This is a genomic window from Streptomyces sp. WM6378, assembly GCF_001279695.1.
Lineage (GTDB): Bacteria > Actinomycetota > Actinomycetes > Streptomycetales > Streptomycetaceae > Streptomyces.
This window is the reverse complement of record NZ_LGDD01000306.1, coordinates 233825-250525: the sequence shown is the minus strand read 5'-3', so window position 1 is coordinate 250525 and position 16701 is coordinate 233825. Positions and strand designations below refer to the sequence as shown.

General features: G+C 71.6%; 11 protein-coding genes and 1 pseudogene. 3 read left to right on the top strand and 9 right to left on the bottom strand.

Going from position 1 to position 16701, the window contains the following annotated elements; all coding sequences use genetic code 11:
- Positions 1 to 92: 92 nt before the first annotated feature.
- The 3 genes from ADK54_RS28900 to ADK54_RS28890 all read right to left on the bottom strand — a co-directional run bounded on the left by ADK54_RS28900 (position 93) and on the right by ADK54_RS28890 (position 3095).
- Positions 93 to 1154, bottom strand: a complete 1062-nt coding sequence (locus ADK54_RS28900; RefSeq protein WP_053728662.1) for a thiolase domain-containing protein — start codon at positions 1152 to 1154, stop codon at positions 93 to 95.
- Complete coding sequence (locus ADK54_RS28895; RefSeq protein WP_053728661.1) at positions 1154 to 2113, bottom strand: Zn-ribbon domain-containing OB-fold protein; 960 nt, start codon at positions 2111 to 2113, stop codon at positions 1154 to 1156. Before ADK54_RS28895 ends, ADK54_RS28900 begins: the two co-directional genes overlap by 1 nt.
- Before the next feature lie 181 nt (positions 2114 to 2294).
- A complete protein-coding gene (locus ADK54_RS28890; RefSeq protein WP_053728660.1) occupies positions 2295 to 3095 on the bottom strand; it encodes a crotonase/enoyl-CoA hydratase family protein in 801 nt (266 codons plus the stop codon).
- Between the two features lie 166 nt (positions 3096 to 3261).
- Here ADK54_RS28890 and ADK54_RS28885 point away from each other — a divergent pair, with 166 nt between their 5' ends.
- On the top strand, positions 3262 to 4884 hold the full coding sequence (locus ADK54_RS28885) for an acyl-CoA synthetase (RefSeq protein WP_053728688.1): 1623 nt from the start codon (positions 3262 to 3264) through the stop codon (positions 4882 to 4884).
- 18 nt (positions 4885 to 4902) lie between these two features.
- Here ADK54_RS28885 and ADK54_RS28880 read toward each other — a convergent pair.
- Positions 4903 to 6431: pseudogene (locus tag ADK54_RS28880) on the bottom strand (alpha/beta fold hydrolase).
- Between the two features lie 199 nt (positions 6432 to 6630).
- Between ADK54_RS28880 and paaK the strand changes: the two are divergent.
- Complete coding sequence (paaK, locus tag ADK54_RS28875) at positions 6631 to 7923, top strand: phenylacetate--CoA ligase PaaK (protein WP_053728659.1); 1293 nt, start codon at positions 6631 to 6633, stop codon at positions 7921 to 7923.
- Positions 7924 to 7935: 12 nt separating this feature from the next.
- Here the strand turns inward: paaK and ADK54_RS28870 are convergent, their stop codons facing one another.
- The 4 genes from ADK54_RS28870 to ADK54_RS28855 all read right to left on the bottom strand — a co-directional run bounded on the left by ADK54_RS28870 (position 7936) and on the right by ADK54_RS28855 (position 13113).
- Entirely contained in the window at positions 7936 to 9426 is a 1491-nt protein-coding gene (locus ADK54_RS28870) for an acyl-CoA synthetase (protein ID WP_053728658.1), read from the bottom strand.
- 58 nt (positions 9427 to 9484) lie between these two features.
- A complete protein-coding gene (locus ADK54_RS28865) occupies positions 9485 to 10342 on the bottom strand; it encodes an RNA polymerase sigma-70 factor (RefSeq protein ID WP_053728657.1) in 858 nt (285 codons plus the stop codon).
- Between the two features lie 114 nt (positions 10343 to 10456).
- Positions 10457 to 12007 carry an acyl-CoA synthetase gene (locus ADK54_RS28860; RefSeq protein WP_053728656.1) on the bottom strand — a complete coding sequence of 517 codons (1551 nt, stop codon included), beginning with the start codon at positions 12005 to 12007 and terminating at the stop codon, positions 10457 to 10459.
- Complete coding sequence (locus ADK54_RS28855) at positions 12004 to 13113, bottom strand: NAD(P)H-dependent flavin oxidoreductase (protein WP_053728655.1); 1110 nt, start codon at positions 13111 to 13113, stop codon at positions 12004 to 12006. Before ADK54_RS28855 ends, ADK54_RS28860 begins: the two co-directional genes overlap by 4 nt.
- A 261-nt stretch (positions 13114 to 13374) precedes the next feature.
- Between ADK54_RS28855 and ADK54_RS28850 the strand changes: the two genes are divergently transcribed.
- On the top strand, positions 13375 to 15093 hold the full coding sequence (locus ADK54_RS28850; protein WP_078966718.1) for a serine hydrolase domain-containing protein: 1719 nt from the start codon (positions 13375 to 13377) through the stop codon (positions 15091 to 15093).
- A 26-nt stretch (positions 15094 to 15119) separates the two neighbouring features.
- Here the strand turns inward: ADK54_RS28850 and ADK54_RS28845 are convergent, their stop codons facing one another.
- On the bottom strand, positions 15120 to 16685 hold the full coding sequence (locus tag ADK54_RS28845; protein WP_053728654.1) for a phytoene desaturase family protein: 1566 nt from the start codon (positions 16683 to 16685) through the stop codon (positions 15120 to 15122).
- Between the last annotated feature and the right edge of the window lie 16 nt (positions 16686 to 16701).

The following is a 16701-nucleotide window of genomic DNA, read 5'->3' as shown; positions in this document are numbered from 1 at the left end:
GCCTGCTACGACCCCGCCATCCACCGAACCAACGGGAAGATCAATACGCCCGCCGACCCGCCCCAAGCGCCATAGAGGTTGACTCAGGGAACTCATGACTCCCCCTCCAGGACGGCGACCAGGTTCTGCTGCAGGCAGGGGCCGGACGTGGCGTGCGCGAGGGCCCGGTCGGACTCGCCGCGGTGGATGCGGGCGGCGGCCTCCCCCAGCCGGACGAGACCCGCGGCCATCACGGGGTTCGCGGCGAGCGCACCCCCGGACGGGTTGACGGCGACGTCACCGCCGAGCCGCAGCGCCTTGCGCAGCACGACCTCCTGCGAGGTGAAGGGCGCGTGCAACTCGGCCGTGTCTACGGGCCGTTCGAAGACCCCGGCCCGTTCGGCGGCGAGCCGCGTGGACGGCGAGTCGGTGAGGTCGCGCACGCCGAGGCTGTGCGCCTCGATGCGGTGATCCATGCCCCGGATCCAGGCGGGCCGAGCACACAGCTCACGAGCCCGCTCCCCCGCGGCGAGAATCACGGCGGCCGCCCCGTCCCCGACAGGCGGACAGTCGCCGGTACGCAACGGACGCACGACGTACTCCCCCTGCGGCCGCGAACCCCGCACCTGCGCATGGGAGTTGGAGGAGGCGGCATCACGACTGCGGGCGGCGACGGAGGCGAGCGCCGGCTCGTCGGTGTCGCCCGAATCGATGAGGGCCTGGGCCTGGAGCGCGGCGAGGGAGACCGAGTCGGGCCAGAGCGGCGCCACGTAGTAGGGGTCGAGCTGCCGGGTCAGCACGTCGCGCAACTCGCCGGGCGAGGACTTGCCGTAGCCGTAGACGAGCGCGGTGTCGGCCTCGCCGGTGAGGATCTTCACCCAGGCCTCGTAGAGCGCCCAGGCACCGTCCATCTCGACGTGGGATTCGGAGATCGGCGGCCAGGCGCCGACCCCGTCGAGCGCCATGGTGAACGAGAAGGCGCGCCCGGCGAGATAGTCGCTCGATCCGGAGCAGGTGAATCCGATGTCGCTGGTCTTCGAGCCGGTCGCGTCCAGCACTTGATGCAGCACCGGCATGAGCAACTCGACCTCGGACAGCTCATCCGTGCGGCGCCGGTGGTCGCTCTGCGCGAAGGCGACGATCGCCACGTCCCGGGCGGGAGAGGTGGGCGCCATCAGATCAGCTCCTTGTACGTCTCGTAGTCGGCGTCGGGTTCGCCGGTGGGCCGGTAGTGATCGGGATAGCGGCCGCCCTCGGTCCACACGGGCTCGACCCGCAGCCCCATCCGGACCTGGTCGTACGGAATGCCGCCGATCCGCCCGTGCAGGGCGAGCCCCGCCCCGTCGAGCGCGATGTGCGCGTAGACGTAAGGCACTTCGATATCGAGGTTCCGCGCCTTGATGTTGACGATGCAGTACGTGGTGACGGTCCCGGCGGGCCCGACCTCGACCCGCTCCTCGGTGGCGACCCCGCAGGTGGGGCAGGCACCGCGCGGCGGGACGTACACCTTCCGGCAGGACGGGCAGCGCTCTCCGACGGTTTTGCGGGCGGACAGCGCGTTGATGTAGGCGGACTGGGCACGGCCGGGACTGTAGGTGTAGTCGAGCCGGGCGGGAGCGACGATGCCAGTGACGGAATCCGCGAACTCGCCACTGTGGGGATCGAGTTGATGGCCCCCTCCACCCTCATACGGTTCGAAGCAGGCGATGTCGGTGATGGCGCCGGCGCGTTCTTCGGCCCAGCGGATCCGGACGCGCATCCCGGTACGGACGGATTCGGGCCCGGACGCGTCCAGGACGTGAAGGAGCGAGGTGTCGGCCCCGTCCAACTTCACAAGGACCCAGGCGAAGGGCCGGTCGAGGGGCTGGTCGCGACGGGGGGAGGGGTTCCAGGCCCAGGTGGTGACGGTCCCGGTGGGCGCGACTTCGACGAGCTCGCGGATCTCCTCGGCGGTGACGGGGTCGTACTCGACGGGCGGCACGAGCACGCGCCCGTCCCCGCCCCGCACCCCGAGCACGACGCGCTCGCGCAGCCCGGTGAGAAAGGCACTCTGGACCGGCCCGAGGGACCGGGTGAAGGGAAACTCGACGACGAGGGGTGCGCGCAGCACCTCGGGTGCGGCGGAACCTGCCATGGGGCGAACTCCTTTGATCCTGGGCAACATTCGGCCCGTGCGACGCTTTGCGACCCTGGGCGCCATTCAGCCTGTCCGGCGTTTGAGGACGAGCGCCCTTAAGGCGCGAACGGGGTCTGGGGCGGAGCCCCAGCACCCTTCACCCCCGGAGGGTCTGGGGAAGGGGCGGGGTGGGGAAGAATCAGGCCCGCCGATAAACGGCGTCCCGTTTCTCGGCAAAGGCCCGAGCCCCTTCCTTGGCATCGGCCGTAGCGAAAATCGGCCACCCCCGCTCCAGCTCGACCTTGAGCCCGTCGTCCTCGCTCATGGCCGCCGTGTCGTAGACACACGCCTTGACCGCCTCGACAGCCAGCGGCCCACACGCATTGATCTGCGCAGCGATCGAAAGCGCCACATCCAGCGCCGTGCCATCCGGCACAACCCGCCCGATCAGCCCGATCCGAGCCGCCTCCTGCGCCCCGTACGGCCGCCCCGTGAGCAGCATCTCCAGCGCGTGCGTGCGCGGAATCTGCCGCTGGAGGCGGACCGTCGAGCCCCCGATGGGGAAGAGCCCGCGCTTCACCTCGAAGAGCCCGAACGTCGCCCCGGCCCCCGCGACCCGGATGTCCGTGCCCTGGAGGATCTCGGTGCCGCCCGCCACGCAGTACCCCTCGACCGCCGCGATCACCGGCTTGCGGGGCCGGTGGTGCCGCAGCATCGCCTTCCAGTGCAGATCGGGGTCGGCCTTGAGCCGGTCCCGGTACTGGTCACCCTCCATGCCCTGGCCCGCGAGGGCCTTGAGGTCCATGCCGGCGCAGAAGTCGCCGCCCGCGCCGGTGAGGACGACCGAGCGGATCGAGTCGTCCGCGTCGGCCTCCAGCCAGCCGTCGTACAGCCCCACCAGCAGCGGCAGCGAGAGCGCGTTCTTCGCCTCCGGCCGGTTCAAGGTGAGCACCAGTGTGGCGCCCTCGCGCTGCACGGTGAGGTGTTCCGTACCACCCATTGCCGTCCTCCCGTCTCAAGACCTAGAACAGGTTGCAGTAGGGGCGGTGCCAGTTCAATAGTTTTCTGACAGTCAGTCAGATTTCTTCTGCGGCACCCCTTCCCAGTTGTGCACGGCTTTGCTCTGATGACCCCCGAGCCAGTCGGGGCCGGTGTCAGGAGGAATGGTGGAGTACAACCTTGCCGACCTGTTCGAGTCCGTAGTCGACGTGGTCCCGGACCGCGAGGCGCTCGTGTACATCGACCACCCCGGAACGGGCGCCGAGCGCAGGCTGACATACCGTCAGCTCGATGCGGCGGCGAACCGGCTCGCGCACCACTTGATCGACGCGGGCCTCAAGCCCGGCGAACACCTGGGCCTGCACCTGTACAACGGCGTCGAGTACCTCCAGACGGTGCTGGCCGCCCTCAAGGCGCGCCTGGTCCCGGTCAACGTCAACTACCGTTACGTTGAAGACGAGTTGGTCTACCTCTACCGGGACGCCGACCTCGCGGCGCTGGTCTTCGACGCCGAGTTCACGGAGCGGGTGGCGGGCGCGCTGCCGCAGACGGAGAAGCTGCGGCACCTGGTCCGGGTGGGCACCGTCGCGGACGGCGCGCCGGCTCTCGACGCGACGGCGTTCACCGAGGCCGAGGCCGCGGGCTCCCCCGATCGAGGCTTCGGGCCGCGCTCCGCCGACGACCTGTTCATCATCTACACCGGCGGCACCACGGGCATGCCGAAGGGTGTGATGTGGCGTCAGGAGGACCTGTTCTTCGCGGGGTTGTTCGGCGGCGAGCCCGCGGGCGAGCCGGTGCGGCGGCCCGAGGAACTGGCCGAGCGGGTCGCGAAGGGCGGCGCCGGTCTGACCTTCTTCCCCGCTCCCCCGCTGATGCACGGCACCTCGACGCTCACGTCGTTCGTCGCCTTCAACTACGGCCAGCGGGTGGCCATCCATCGCAAGTACGTGCCCGAGGAAGTGCTCCGTACGATCGAGAAGGAGAAGGTCACCAGCGTGTCCCTGGTGGGCGACGCGATGCTGCGGCCGCTCGTCGACGCGCTGCACGGCCCCTTGAAGGGCACCGACCTGTCCTCCCTGTTCACCGTCTCCTCATCGGGGGCGATCATGTCGGAGACCGTGCGGGACCAGCTCCAGGCGCTCGCCCCGAATGTGCTGATCCTCAACAACTTCGGCTCGTCCGAGTCCGGTTCCAACGGGAAGGCGACCGACGACTCGGGCCCGGAGAAGGGCTTCCGCCTGGAGGTCAACGAGCGCACCCGGGTGGTGGATCCGGTGACGCACGAGCCGGTCGCGGTCGGCGAACCGGGGCGGCTCGCCCAGCGCGGGCACGTTCCGCTGGGCTACTACAACGACGCGGCGAAAACCGCGGAGACCTTCTTCCAGAAGGGTTCGGAGCGGTGGGTGCTGCTCGGCGACATGGCGACCGTCGACGAGGACGGCATCGTCACGGTCCTCGGGCGCGGCTCGCAGTGCATCAACACGGGCGGCGAGAAGGTCTACCCGGAGGAGGTCGAGCAGGCCCTCAAGTCGCATCCGGACGTGTACGACGCGCTGGTGGCGGGGGTGCCCGACGCGAAGTGGGGCAGCCATGTGGCCGCGGTGGTGCAGGTCCGCGACGGCGCGCACCGGCCGACGCTCGACGACATCCAGACCCACTGCCGCACCCGGCTCGCGGGCTACAAGGTGCCGCGCCAGCTGGTGATCACTCCGAGCATCCAGCGCTCTCCGAGCGGCAAGGCGGACTACCGCTGGGCGCGGACGGTGGCGGCGGAGGCGGACGCCGGCTGAGCGCGCGGCGCGTGCCGCTCACCCGATGCCGAACCCGCCGGGCGCGGCCAGGAATTCGGCGGGCCGCTCGGCGTGCACGAGGTGGCCCGCGTCGATGGTGACAAGACGGGCGCCCGGTATCCGCGAGGCCATCCAGGCCAGCTTCTTCTGGTCGATCTGGCTGGCCGGGCCGCCCGCGACGACCAGCGTGGGCACCGCGACGGTGGCGAACCGGCCGCGCCACGCGGGGTCGGGGTCGTTCAGCAGGGCGTCGGTCGCCGGGACGACCGGCCAGTCGAAGCCGAGCCGCCCCTCGGGGCGTTCGGCGGGTCCGCGCGGCGGGTCCAGGGGGAAGAACGGCGGAGTCTCCTCCAGGACGAGCCGACCGATGAGACCGGGCGCCTCCTGGGCGAGCAGCACGGCGGCGGCGCCGCCCATGGAGTGGCCGACCACGTCGGTGCCCGCCAGGCCCAGTTCGGTGATGAAGCCGCGGAGGTCGTCGCGGAACGCCTCGAAGGAGTAGCCGCCCGGCCAGTCGCTCAGGCCGTGCCCCCGCAGGTCGACGGCGTACACGCGGCGGGTGGCCGCGAGCCGTTCGGCGATCTCGGCCCAGTCCCGGCTGTCGCCGCCCCGGCCGTGCACGAGGACCACGGGCGGCGCGGTCTGTGCGCCCCGGACGCGGTAGGCGAGCCGGACGCCGTCGGTGGTGACCGTGCGCACGTCCGGGTCGAGGAAGGCGGCGACGGTACGGACGAACGCTTCGGCGTCGTCGATCCACGGGTAGTGTCCGGCGCCCCGCTGGACGGCGAGTTCGGCGTTCGGGAAGAGCGCGGCCAGCTCGGCGGCTCGTGCGGGCGTCGGCCCGCCGTCGTACTCCCCGGCGAGGACGAGGACGGGCGCGGTCACCTCGGCGAGCGCGGCGGCGGTCGCCTTCGGCTCGAAGGCACCCTCCGCGTAGTACGCGCTCGCCGCGTCCCGGTTGGCCTCGGCTCGGCCTTCGGCCTCGTGCTGCCGCGCCGCCGCGTCCCAACGCCCGTAGGCGAACGGCCTGATGGCGTCCCACACCTCGTCCCGGGCCGCCTCGCCCGCCCACGTCCGCTCGAAGGCCGCACAACCCTCCGCGTACCAGGGCTCGCCCGCCCTCAGGGCGACGGCCGACCGCCAGTCGTCCTCGGTCACACGTCGATGCCGACGGCGCGGGCGCCGGGCGCGACCAGGGTGAGCGAGCCGATCCGGTCCGGGTGGCGGGCGGCGTACAGGAGGGCCAGGTTCCCTGAGGCGGAGTGGCCGAGCAGGTCGATCCGGTCGAGGCCGAGGTGCGCGCGCAGCGCCTCGACATCGGCCACCCGACGGTCGCAGCGGTACGACGCCGGGTCCTCGGGCATCGCCGAATCCCCCGTCCCCCGCAGATCGAGCAGCACCAACTGGCGATGCGCACCGAGGCCGCCCAGGTCGCCGAGGTAGGAGGCGGCCCGCATCGGTCCGCCCGGCAGGCAGACGAGGGTCGGGCCCTCCCCGGTCAGTCGGTAGGCGAGCTCGGTTCCGTCGTGGCTGGTGAACGTCGGCATGCGATCGATCCTCACAGGGCCCCGACGATCAAGGCAATGGGTTTCGCCGCCAGCACGAACAGGCCGCCCGTCGAGTTGTCCACAGCCCTTGACGCACCCCTCGGGCTGCTGAATTACTGATCCGATACAGATCGACCGAATGATCGGTCGTCCGATTTCGTCGCCCCTGCGGGGGCGGAGCGAGGACGGGAGCGCAACCATGGCAGCTGAGCTGGACGAGGCGGAGCGGCTGAGCCGACCGGAGCTCGAAGCCTTGCAGCTCGACCGGCTGCGCGCCTCGCTGCGGCACGCGTACGACAACGTCGGGTTCTACCGGGAGGCGTTCGACAAGGCCGGGATCCGCCCGGAGGACTGCCACTCGCTCGCGGACCTCGCCCGTTTCCCGTTCACCGCCAAGTCCGATCTGCGCGACCACTACCCGTTCGGGATGTTCGCGGTCCCGGAGAGCGACATCCGCCGCATCCACGCCTCCAGCGGCACGACGGGCCGCCCGACCGTCGTCGGCTACACCCAGCGGGACCTGGACACCTGGGCGGACGTGGTGGCCCGCTCGATCCGCGCGGCGGGCGGCCGACCCGGCCACAAGGTCCATGTGGCGTACGGATACGGCCTGTTCACCGGCGGTCTGGGCGCGCACTACGGGGCCGAGCGGCTCGGCTGTACGGTGATCCCCGCCTCCGGTGGCATGACGGCCCGTCAGGTCCAGCTGATCCAGGACTTCCGCCCCGAGATCATCATGGTGACCCCGTCCTACATGCTGACGCTGCTCGACGAGTTCGAGCGCCAGGGCATCGATCCCCGTACGACCTCGCTCAAGGTGGGCATCTTCGGCGCCGAGCCGTGGACCGAGGAGATGCGCCGCGAGATCGAGGAGCGGTTCGCGATCGACGCGGTCGACATCTACGGGCTCTCGGAGGTCATGGGCCCGGGTGTCGCGCAGGAGTGCGTGGAGACCAAGGACGGGCTGCACATCTGGGAGGACCACTTCTACCCGGAGATCGTGGACCCGCTCACTGGCGAGGTCCTGCCGGACGGGGAGCGCGGCGAGCTCGTGTTCACCTCGCTCACCAAGGAAGCGATGCCGGTGATCCGTTACCGGACCCGGGACCTGACGCGGCTGCTGCCCGGCACGGCCCGGGTGTTCCGGCGGATGGAGAAGGTGACCGGGCGCAGCGACGACCTGGTCATCCTGCGCGGGGTGAACCTCTTCCCCACCCAGATCGAGGAGATCGTGCTGCGCACGCCCGGCCTCGCCCCGCACTTCCAGCTGCGGCTGTCCCGTGAGGGCCGGCTCGACGCGCTGACGGTACGGGTGGAGGCCCGGCCGGACACGCCGCCGGAGCAGCGCGAGGCCGCGGCGCGTTCGATCGTCGCGGCGGTCAAGGACGGGATCGGCGTCTCGGTGACGGTGGAGGTCGTCGGCCCCGAGACCATCGAGCGCTCGGTGGGCAAGTTCAAGCGGATCGTCGACCTGCGGCCGGGGCGCGCTTGAGTCCGCGGGAGGTCAGGCGAACCGGTCGCGCAGCTCCCGCTTGAGGATCTTGCCGCTCGCGTTCCGCGGCAGCTCGTCGACGAACACGACCCGCTTCGGCGCCTTGAAGTGGGCGATCAACTCCCGTGCGTGGTCGATCAGTTGGGCCTCGCTCACCTCGCCGCTCCGTACGACGAAGGCGGTGACCGCCTCGATCCAGCGCTCGTCGGGCAGGCCCACGACCGCGGCCTCGGCGACCGCCGGGTGCGTGTACAGCGCGTCCTCGACCTGGCGGGAGGCGATCAGCACGCCGCCGGAGTTGATGACGTCCTTCACCCGGTCGACGACGGTGAAGTAGCCCTCGCTGTCGCGCACCGCGAGGTCGCCGGAGTGGAACCAGCCCTCGCGGAAGGCGTCCTCGGTCTCGGCGGGCTTGTCCCAGTAGCCCTCGCACAACTGCGGGGAGCGGTAGACCACTTCACCCGGTGTGCCGTCGGGCACCTCCTTGCCGCTCTCGTCGACGACCTTCGCCTCGACGAAGAGCACGGGCCGCCCGCACGAGTCCATCCGCCCCTCGTGCTCCTCGGGCCCGAGCACGGTGGCGAGCGGGCCGATCTCGCTCTGCCCGAAGCAGTTGTAGAAGGCGAGCCCCGGGAGCCGTTCGCGCAGCCGCTCCAGGACCGGCACCGGCATGATCGAGGCCCCGTAGTACGCCTTGCGCAGCCCGCTCAGATCGCGCGTGGCGAACTCGGGGTGGCCCGCGAGGGCGATCCACACCGTGGGCGGCGCGAACAGCGAGTCGGCACGGCCCGCCTCCACCAGGTCGAAGATCCGGCCCGCGTCGGGCGCGTCCAGAATGGTGTTCTGCGCGCCCACCGCGAGGTAGGGCAGCAGGAAGACGTGCATCTGCGCCGAGTGGTAGAGCGGCAGCGAGTGCACGGGCCGGTCCGTCTCGCGCAGGTCGAGCGCCGTGATGGCGGAGACGTACTCGTGGACGAGGGCCCGGTGGCTCATCATCGCGCCCTTGGGCAGGGCGGTGGTGCCCGAGGTGTAGAGCAGCTGGACCACGTCGTGCCGCCCGCCGTCGATCTCGTACGGGAGCGGCTGGGCCAGCGCCGCGAGGAGCGAGCCCGCGCCGTCGCGCAGGGGAAGGACCGCGAAGCCGGCGGGAACCCGGTCCGCGAGCGCCGGGTCGGCGAGGACCAGGGCGGCGCCGGACTGCTCCAGGATGTAGGCGAGGTCCGCGCCGGTGAGGTGCTGGTTGACGGGCACATGGATGAATCCGGCGCGGGCGCAGGCGAGGAACGCGATGAGGTAGGCGTCCGAGTTGTGGCCGTAGGTGGCGACCCGGTCGCCCTTGCTCAGCCCCCGGCCGGCGAGGACGGCGGCCGCGGTGGAGACGGCCGTGTCCAGTTCGGCGTAGCTCCAGGCGCGGTCCGCGTACCGGACGGCGGTGCGGTCGGGGGTGCGGCGGGCGCTGCGGCGCACGATGCCGTCGACGGTGCTGCTGCGTACCTCTTCCATGGCTGGATCCTGGGTGGCCCGCCCGGCGGGGTCAAGGCCCTGGGGGGTGTCCGATGGGTCAGCCCGACAGGTGGGTGAGCTTGTCGGGGTTGCGGATCGAGTAGATGGTGTCGATGAGCCCGTCGCGGAAGGCGACCAGGCCGATCTGGCGCCGGCCGTCCGCGGTGATGGACAGGGCCGGGCCGCCGTTGATGTCGATGACCTCGAAGCTCTCCAGCGGGTACCGGTTGAGCAGGCCGGTGAGGAAGGCGAGCACCTTCTTGCGGCCCATGACCGGGCGCCGCGCGGCCGTGACCTTGCCGCCGCCGTCGCTCCAGGCCACGACGTCCTCGGCGAGCAGTTCGGCGAGCGCGCTCAGGTCGCCGCCCGCGGCCGCTTCGAGGAAGCGGCTGAGCAGCTTGGCGTGTTCGTCGTCGGAGAGCGGGAAGCGCTCACGCCCGGCGGCCAGGTGGCGGCCGGCCCTGCTGTACATCTGGCGGCAGTTGGCCACGCTCGCGTCGACGATGGACGCGATCTCCTCGTACGGCAGCTGGAAGGCCTCGCGCAGCACGAACACGGCGCGCTCCGGCGGCGAGAGGCGTTCCATGAGGTGGACGGTGGCGTAGGCGACGGTGTCGCGCAGTTCGGCCGTGTCCAGCGGGCCGAGCGTGTCGGTGGCGACGGGTTCGGGCAGCCACGGCCCGACGTACGCCTCGCGGGCCACGCGGGCCGAGCGCAACTGGTCGATGGCGAGCCGGGAGACGACGGTGATGAGGAAGCCGCGCGCGTCCCGCACCTCGGCGCGGTCGACCCGGCTCCAGCGCAGATAGGCGTCCTGGACGACGTCCTCGGCGTCCCACAGCGAGCCGAGCAGCCGGTAGGCGAGCCCGAGCAGCACCTGCCGGTGGTCCTCGAACTCCTCGGCGTGCTCCGTCATGACGTGTGCCACCTCCCCGTGCGGTGCCCCCGGCCCGTGCCCCGGCGGCTGCCGCGTCATTCAACTCGACGGCGGGGCCGGGGCGCCAGCAGGCCGGGGTATTCGTCCGCCGGGTCACATCGCGCGCTCGTGGCCCTCCCAGTACGGTTCGCGCAGCCGCCGCTTGTAGAGCTTGCCGTTCGGGTCGCGGGGCATCGTCTCGATGAAGTCGACGGTCCTGGGCCGCTTGTATCCGGCCAACTGGCGTGCGCAGTGGGCGAGTATCCCGGTCGCGAGGGCGTCGCCCGCCTCGTGTCCCTCGGCCACTTCGACGACGGCCTTCACCTCCTCGCCCCAGTCGGCGTGCGGAATGCCGAAGGCCGCGGCGTCCGCGACGGCCGGGTGGGTCAGGAGCGCCGCCTCGATCTCGGCCGGGTAGATGTTGACGCCGCCCGAGATGATCATGTCGATCTTGCGGTCGCGGAGGAAGAGATAGCCGTCCTCGTCGAGGTAGCCGAGGTCGCCGACGGTGAAGAAGTCGCCGATGCGGTTCTTCCGCGTCTTGCTCTCGTCCTTGTGGTAGCTGAAGCCGCCGGTCGACATCTTCATGTAGACCGTACCCAACTCCCCTGCGGGCAGCCGGACTTGGTCGTCGTCGAAGACCGCGAGCTCGCTGATGGGCCAGGCCTTTCCGACCGTGCCGGGCTTCTTCAGCCAGTCCTCGGCGGTCGCGAACGCGCCGCCGCCCTCGCTCGCCGCGTAGTACTCCTCGACGCAGCTCCCCCACCAGTCGATCATGGCGCGTTTGACGTGGTCGGGGCAGGGCGCGGCGCCGTGGATGGCGTGCCGCATCGAGGAGACGTCGTACCGCGCCTTCACCTCGTCGGGCAGCGAGAGCAGCCGGTGGAACTGGGTCGGCACCATGTGGGTGTGCGTGCAGGCCTGTTCGTCGATGAGACGCAGCATGTCCTCGGGCGTCCACTTGTCCATGAGGACGATGCGGTGCCCGATGTGCAGGGAGGCTCCCGCGAATTGGAGGACCGCCGTGTGGTAGAGCGGCGAGCACACCAGGTGGACGTTGTCGTCGAACGGCTTGATGCCGAAGATGGCGAGGAAGCCGCCGAGGTACGTCTCCTCCGGCGGCTTTCCGGGCAGCGGACGCCGGATGCCGCGCGGGCGTCCGGTGGTGCCGGAGGTGTAGTTCATGACCCAGCCGAGCGTGCGGTCGGCGGGCACCGACTCGGGCTGTCCGTCCAGGAGTCGGGCGTACGGCGAAAAACCGGCGATCGTGCCGACGGCGTAGCGGTGCGACGCGGGCAGCTCGGCCTCGTCGGCCGCGGCGGTGGCCGCCTCGGCGAACCGCTCGTGCGCGATGAGGACCTTGGCGCCCGAGTCGGAGACGATCCAGGCGATCTCCGGGCCGACCAGGTGGTGGTTGACGGGCACGAGGTAGAACCCGCCCTGGGAGGCGGCGAGATAGGCGGTGAAGAACTCGACGCCGTTGGGCAGCACCACAGCGAAGGCATCGCCGCGCTCCAGACCCGCGGCCCGCAGTCCGTGCACGAGCTGGTTGACGGCGCCGTGCAGACGGCCCGCCGTCCACTCCTCGCCGTCCGGCGCGACGAGCACGGGGCGGTCGGGGTCGGCGGCGGCCTGGGCCCAGAAACCGTTGGGCGGCTGGTTCATCGGGCGTCCCTTCCGGCGATGCGGTTGATGCGGTCGATGGCGCGCTCGAAGCCGCGCGTGAGGTCGTCGAAGGTCTCCTGGACGCTGCGTTCGGCGGTCATCTTCCCGACGATCTGGCCGACGGGCGTGCCGAGCAGCGGCTCCACCTCGTACTTCTGGATGCGGGACACGGCCTCGGCGACGAGGAGGCCCTGGAGCGGCATGGGCAGGGTGCCGGGCCCGGCCGGGTCGTCCCAGGCGTCGGTCCATTCGGTGCGCAGCTGGCGCGCGGGCTTGCCGGTGAGCGCGCGGGAACGGACGGTGTCGCCGGAGCCGGCCGCCAGGAGCTTGCGGGTCAGCGCGCGGGAGTGCATTTCGGCCTCGGTGGTGGTGAGCCAGAGCGAGCCGAGCCAGACGCCCTGCGCACCGAGCGCGAGCCCGGCGGCGATCTGCTCGCCGCTGCCGATGCCCCCGGCCGCGAGGACCGGCAACGGGCCGACGGCGTCGACGACTTCGGGGACGAGCACCATGGTGGCGATCTCCCCGGTGTGCCCGCCGGCCTCGTAGCCCTGGGCAACGACGATGTCGATGCCCGCGTCCGCGTGGTGGCGGGCGTGGCGGGCGCTGCCCGCGAGTGCGGCTACGAGCACGCCCTGGTCGTGGGCGCGCTGGACGACGTCGAGGGGCGGTGAACCGAGTGCGTTGGCGAGCAACTTGATCGGATAGTCGAAGGCCACGTCGAGCTGATTGCGGGCCACCTGCTCCATCCAGCCGGTGATGCGCCAGCCGGACGCCTCGCCCGCGGCGAGCTCGGGCACGCCGTGCTTGGCGAGGGTGTCCCGCACGAACTGGCGGTGCCCCTCGGGGATCATGGCCTCGATCTCTGCCTCGCCGACCCCCTCGACCTTCTTGGCGGGCATCACCACGTCGAGCCCGTACGACAGCCCGTCGGTGTGCTCCTGCATCCAGTCGAGGTCGCGCGCGAGGTCGTCGGGCGCCGTGTAGCGGACCGCGCCGAGCACACCGAATCCGCCGGCCCGGGTGATGGCCGCGGCCACCGCGGGGAACGGCGTGAAGCCGAAGACGGCGTGCTCGACTCCCAGTTTCCTGCTCAGCTCCGTCTGCATGGGGCGCAGAATGCCGCAGCCGGGGCGACGAGGGAAGAGATTTTCTGATGCTGCGTCAGATTCTTTGCCGTGCGCCGTGGCGGCTCGCCGCCTCGTTGACACGGGCGAGCCCATGGAAGAAAGTTTCTACCGTTCGGCGTGATCACGAAAGATACTTTCAGCGCGCCGGAGGCCGCGTCAGGAAGGCGCGGCAGGAAGGGGTGCGTGCCGGTGGCCGAGGAAGTCGGGGGCGTCAGCAGGCGACGACTGGCCAGTGCGGCCATGGTCCTTGGAGGTGCGCTGGTGGTGGGCTCGCTGCCGGGCGGGGAGGCTCTTGCGGCAGGGCGCGGCCGGACGCTGCGGCGGGGGTCCGCCGAGCAGGCCGGGCTGCTGCCCGAGCACCTGGACCGCCTGGTCGAGGACGCGGAGAGGTTCCTCGGCCCCTCCCCCGAGCACCCCTGGTACGCGGGCGCCGTGCTGCTCGCGGGGCGCGGCGGCACGGTGGCGCTGCACCATCCGATCGGCAGCGCGGTGCGCTACGCGGCGTACGACGAGAAGAGCGACCGGGCGGTGGAGTTCCCGCCCGAGCGGCGGATCGCGGCGGCCGAGGACACGGTGTACGACCTCGCCTCGCTCTCCAAGCTGTTCACCTCGCTGCTCGCGGTCCAGCAGATCGAGCGCGGCACGCTGGACCTGGAGCGCACGGTCGCCTCGTACCTGCCCGCGTTCGGCGCGGCGGGCAAACAGGCCGTCACCGTACGGCAGTTGCTCACGCATACCTCGGGGTTCCGCGACTGGATCCCGCTGTACGGGGCGCCGACGTACGAGGAGAAGCTGAAGCTCATCTGGAACGAGGCCCCGGCGAGCCCGCCCGGCAGCACGTACCTCTACTCCGACCTCAATCTGATCTCCCTCCAGCTGGTCCTGGAAAAGATCACCGAGCGCTCATTGGATGCACTGCTCCACGACGAGATCACTGCTCCACTCGGGATGCACCGCACTCGCTACAACCCGCCCGCCTCCTGGAAGCCGAAGATCGCCGCGACCGAGGACGCGCGCAAGCCGTGGTCCGGGATCGACCGGGGCCTGGTGTGGGGCGAGGTGCACGACGAGAACGCGTACTGCCTCGGCGGCGTCGCGGGCCACGCTGGGGTCTTCTCCTGCGCCTGGGACCTCGCGGTCCTCGCCCGTACGCTGCTGAACGGCGGCACCTACGGCCGGACCCGGATCCTGACCCCCGCCTCCGTGGACCTGCTGTTCAGGGACTTCAACACGGCCTTCCCCGGCCATGAGCACGGGCTCGGCTTCGAGCTCTACCAGCACTGGTACATGGGCGCGATGGCGACGCCGCACAGCGCGGGGCACACCGGGTTCACCGGCACGAGCATCGTCATCGACCCGAGCACCGACACGTTCCTCGTGCTGCTCGCCAACTCCGTCCATCCGGTGCGCAGCTGGCGCTCCGGGTCCGCGCCGCGCGTGGCCGCGGCCAACGCACTGGCACGGGCCGTCGCGGTCCGCCCCGCGCACGGCGGGAGCTCCTGGTTCGCGGGCATGGCGCGCGGAACGAGCGCCACGCTCACCCTGCCCGAGTTGGATGTCGCCTCCGACCGGGCCCGGCTGAGCTGCGCCCTGTGGTGGGACACGGAGCCGGGCGTGGGCACCGTGGCGCTGGAGGCCTCGGCGGACGCGGGGTCCACCTGGCGGCCCGTGCCGTTCGCGACCGTGGGCCCCGGAGAAGGGGCCGTGGAGCACCCGGCCGGATCGGTGACGGGGTGGTCCGGGCGGGTCTGGCACGAGGCGTCTGCGGACCTCGCCGCCTGGCGCGGCCGCCCTGTGCGGCTGCGCTGGCGGTACACGACGGGCCCGCTGTACGTCGGCCGCGGGGTGTACGTCGACGGGCTGCGCGTCACCGAGGAGCGGCGGGTGCTTTTCGACGAGGCTCGGCTGGAAGACTCCGCGCGGATCCAGGCTGCGGGTTGGGAGTGGTCTCCCAACTGACCTGATCCGCAAGGAGGTTGAGAGGATCAGCGGCCCAGTACCGCCATCGCCGCGTTGTGGCCCGGGATGCCGCTCACACCGCCGCCGCGTACGGCGCCGGCCCCGCAGAGCAGCACGTTCGCGAGGCCGGTTTCGACGCCCCAGCGGCCCGTCGAGTCGTCGGCGTACGGGAAGGCGAGGGCGCGGTGGAAGATGTTGCCGCCGGGCAGCCGCAGGTCGCGCTCCAGGTCGAGGGGGGTCTTGGCCTCGATGCAGGGGCGGCCGTCGGCGTCCAGGGCCAGGCAGTCGGCGAGGGGTTCGTCGAGGTGGGCGTCCAGCTGGGCGAGGGTCGCGGCGAGCAGCGCCTCGCGCGCCTTGTCGTTGTCGCCGGCGAACAGGCGGGCCGGGGTGTGCAGGCCGAACAGGGTGAGGGTCTGGTGGCCCTGGGCCGCCAGTTCGGGACCCAGGATCGAGGGGTCGGTCAGGGAGTGGCAGTAGATCTCCGAGGGCGGCGCCGAGGGCAGCCCGCCGCGCGCGGCCTCGGCGTACGCGGTCGCCAACTGGCCGTATCCCTCGGCGACGTGGAAGGTCCCGGCGAAGGCCTCGCGCGGGTCGACGGCGGTGTCCCGGAGCCGGGGCAGCCGCTTCAGCAGCATGTTGACCTTCAGCTGGGCGCCCTCGGCGGGCTCGGGCGGGGTGTCGCCGACGAGCTCGGCCAGGGCCTGCGGCGAGGCGTTGACCAGGACGTGGCGGGCGGCCACCGTGCCGGGCGCCTCGCTCGTGGCGTACGAGACCTCGGCCTCGGTGCCGTCGCTCCGGATCGCGGTCGCCTCGTGCCCGGTGGCGATCTCCGCCCCGGCCGCCCGCGCGGCATCGGCGAGCGCGTCGGTGAGGGCTCCCATGCCGCCGACGGGAACGTCCCAGTCGCCGGTGCCCTGGCCGATCACGTGATAGAGGAAGCAGCGGTTCTGGGCGAGCGAGGGGTCGTGGGCGTCGGCGAAGGTGCCGATGAGGGCGTCGGTGAGGACGACACCGCGTACGAGGTCGTCGGCGAAGCGGTCCTCCACGGCGACGCCGATGGGCTCCTCGAAGAGCATCCGCCACGCCTCGTCGTCCGCGACCCGCTCGCGCAGCGCGGCCGGGGTGGGCAGGGGCTCGGTGAGGGTGGGGAAGACCCGTTCGGCGACCTGCCGCGTGGTCTCGTAGAAGGCCTGCCAGGCGGTGAACTCGGCGTCGGATCCCGTCAGTTGGCGGAAGGACGCGGCGGTACGGTCCTGCCCGCCCCCGACCAGGAGGCCTCCGGGGCGGCCGTCGCGGACGGTCGGCGTGTACGAGGACACGGTGCGCTTGCGGACCGCGAAGTCGAGCCCCAGGTCGTCGACGATCTTCTTCGGCAGGAGTGAGACCAGGTAGGAGTAGCGCGAGAGCCGGGCGTCCACTCCCGCGAACGGGCGGGTCGAGATGGCGGCACCGCCGGTACGGCCGAGCCGTTCGAGAACCAGGACGGACTTTCCGGCGCGGGCGAGGTAGGCGGCGGCGACCAGGCCGTTGTGGCCGCCGCCGACGATGACGGCGTCGTACAGGTCACGGGCGAACGCGATGCGTGCGGGCATGCCTCTTGGTAACACG

Coding starts and splice junctions, on each gene's coding strand:
- ADK54_RS28865 (WP_053728657.1), bottom strand. CDS start 10,342: ATGACGGAGCACGCCGAGGAGTTCGAGGACCACCGGCAGGTGCTGCTC.
- ADK54_RS28895 (WP_053728661.1), bottom strand. CDS start 2,113: ATGGCAGGTTCCGCCGCACCCGAGGTGCTGCGCGCACCCCTCGTCGTC.
- paaK (WP_053728659.1), top strand. CDS start 6,631: ATGGCAGCTGAGCTGGACGAGGCGGAGCGGCTGAGCCGACCGGAGCTC.
- ADK54_RS28900 (WP_053728662.1), bottom strand. CDS start 1,154: ATGGCGCCCACCTCTCCCGCCCGGGACGTGGCGATCGTCGCCTTCGCG.
- ADK54_RS28855 (WP_053728655.1), bottom strand. CDS start 13,113: ATGCAGACGGAGCTGAGCAGGAAACTGGGAGTCGAGCACGCCGTCTTC.
- ADK54_RS28860 (WP_053728656.1), bottom strand. CDS start 12,007: ATGAACCAGCCGCCCAACGGTTTCTGGGCCCAGGCCGCCGCCGACCCC.
- ADK54_RS28850 (WP_078966718.1), top strand. CDS start 13,375: ATGGTCCTTGGAGGTGCGCTGGTGGTGGGCTCGCTGCCGGGCGGGGAG.
- ADK54_RS28845 (WP_053728654.1), bottom strand. CDS start 16,685: ATGCCCGCACGCATCGCGTTCGCCCGTGACCTGTACGACGCCGTCATC.
- ADK54_RS28890 (WP_053728660.1), bottom strand. CDS start 3,095: ATGGGTGGTACGGAACACCTCACCGTGCAGCGCGAGGGCGCCACACTG.
- ADK54_RS28870 (WP_053728658.1), bottom strand. CDS start 9,426: ATGGAAGAGGTACGCAGCAGCACCGTCGACGGCATCGTGCGCCGCAGC.